Source organism: Shewanella sp. ZOR0012, assembly GCF_000798835.1.
GTDB lineage: Bacteria > Pseudomonadota > Gammaproteobacteria > Enterobacterales > Shewanellaceae > Shewanella > Shewanella xiamenensis.
Window position 1 is genome coordinate 2,950 of the sequence record NZ_JTLE01000069.1, and the last position, 1,509, is coordinate 4,458.

Sequence of the window (1,509 nt, forward strand, 5' to 3'; positions counted from 1 at the left end):
CATTATCCGCCAATTAATGACCTATATGATGGAAGATCCACGCTCAATCCCTGACGTTTTAGACGTACTCTGGGCAGCCCGTGCGGTTGAGCGTGTGGGCGACCGTTGTAAAAATATCTGCGAATACATTATTTACTACGTGAAAGGCAAAGACGTTCGCCATACTTCCTACGAAGATATGGAAAAGGATATGAAGAACTAAACGCCTTTTATCACAAGGCGTTATCCACAAACGCTCTGCCTAATCCGCAGAGCGTTTTTGTTTAGATGTTTAACTGATTGATGGCCATGAATAGACGGTAAGAAGGTTGGCGAGGTTGTTCGTTATGACGATGGGCGAGCCATGGCATTTGCTCTACGACGCGCAGCAAGTCCTTCCTTGGATGCTCGACCGCCCCGTCCGTGGGGCGGACGGTCGTCTCGCTAATCACCATGGCTCACCTGTTTAGCATTGTCGTAGCCTGTAGACTTAATAATCTTACTCAGCACGCTTTGGGACAGAAGCGTGATAGAGCCGTTGCTCTAACTCTTCAGTTTCGGATTAAAATTTTTTAAGGATTTAACGACGCCCGCAGCGGCGAGCGTAGCGAGTCCAGCAGCCGAAGGCTGCGTGCTGCCGGGCCTTGTTATGCCAATTGCCGAAGCCAATCATTGAACCACTCCTTGGGCATTTGCTCGGCATCAAAGTCTTTGGTCCGGAGCTCTTCAAGCGTGTATGTGTTTGCCAGATAGAGATCCCACTGAGTTTCCACATCCGTGAGAACAGGTAGCAATCTCTCAATTTCTGGATCAGCATCAACATCGAGATACTGACACCAGAACCTATCGCACCATTCTGCGATCTGCCTGTGCGAGTATGGGGATGCTTCTGGGGTTGCGCCCCATCCAAGCATTTGGATCACTGATTCTCGCGTAAACGACATTTCCGCTGGCGTACTTGGTTTCATAGTTTGGAGCACATACTCACTAAGGCATAACGCCCAAATTTAGCGCGGAAAGCCGCGCAGCGGGTTGACGTCGCAGCCAGCGCTGTTTGCTGGCGATAAAATTTGATTGTTATGTGGTGACTACGCACACCACTCACCTATTGCATCTGGCGAAGAGAAACCATGCATCATAATGTTGTCAGGCTTTTCTCCGAACCCTAATGCAAACTCATTTTCCAACTCTAGTGTAAGCAGCCAGCTGTTACCCTTTTTAGCGATTGCCAGCACATTTGATTTTCTATACTTTTCATAATCGTGCTCAGGAAAGCATGCAGATGTAACAACCACAGGTATCGGCTCTATAACATGCGCTAAAAGAACTTGAGAAACCTCAGCAAGATGCTCCTCGTAATTTTTTCCCTCTGGAGTAATTAGTTGCGCCCCCTCAGCAATGGAAGATTTAATTTTATTTATTGCTTCGGACTTAGTCATAACGCTGTACCCACATAACATTTTATTCGTGCGCATGCGCGTTTATCACGTTAGACCAGTAAAAACGCGCACAGTTAACTATCTGTATGTA

At 47.3% G+C, this 1,509-nt stretch carries 4 protein-coding genes; 2 read left to right on the forward strand and 2 right to left on the reverse strand.

What is annotated here, in order from left to right:
- Both L976_RS22625 and L976_RS23720 read left to right on the forward strand, forming a co-directional pair.
- A partial coding sequence (locus L976_RS22625; protein ID WP_331377296.1) for a PhoU domain-containing protein occupies positions 1 to 202 on the forward strand: 202 nt, incomplete at its 5' end.
- A 124-nt stretch (positions 203 to 326) separates the two neighbouring features.
- Positions 327 to 449: a hypothetical protein gene (locus L976_RS23720; RefSeq protein ID WP_269430378.1), complete on the forward strand. Its 123-nt coding sequence runs from the start codon at positions 327 to 329 to the stop codon at positions 447 to 449.
- Positions 450 to 626: 177 nt separating this feature from the next.
- On the opposite strand, the gene L976_RS01605 is transcribed toward L976_RS23720, so the two are convergent.
- Together L976_RS01605 and L976_RS01610 are read right to left on the reverse strand one after the other, a co-directional pair.
- Positions 627 to 959 carry a hypothetical protein gene (locus tag L976_RS01605; protein WP_197062263.1) on the reverse strand — a complete coding sequence of 111 codons (333 nt, stop codon included), beginning with the start codon at positions 957 to 959 and terminating at the stop codon, positions 627 to 629.
- A 108-nt stretch (positions 960 to 1,067) separates the two neighbouring features.
- Positions 1,068 to 1,418 carry a hypothetical protein gene (locus tag L976_RS01610; RefSeq protein WP_047533549.1) on the reverse strand — a complete coding sequence of 117 codons (351 nt, stop codon included), beginning with the start codon at positions 1,416 to 1,418 and terminating at the stop codon, positions 1,068 to 1,070.
- Positions 1,419 to 1,509 lie beyond the last annotated feature (91 nt).

Excerpts from the sequence above, each read along its gene's own strand:
- L976_RS01610 (WP_047533549.1), bottom strand. The coding sequence starts at position 1,418 with ATGACTAAGTCCGAAGCAATAAATAAAATTAAATCTTCCATTGCTGAG.
- L976_RS23720 (WP_269430378.1), top strand. The coding sequence starts at position 327 with ATGACGATGGGCGAGCCATGGCATTTGCTCTACGACGCGCAGCAAGTC.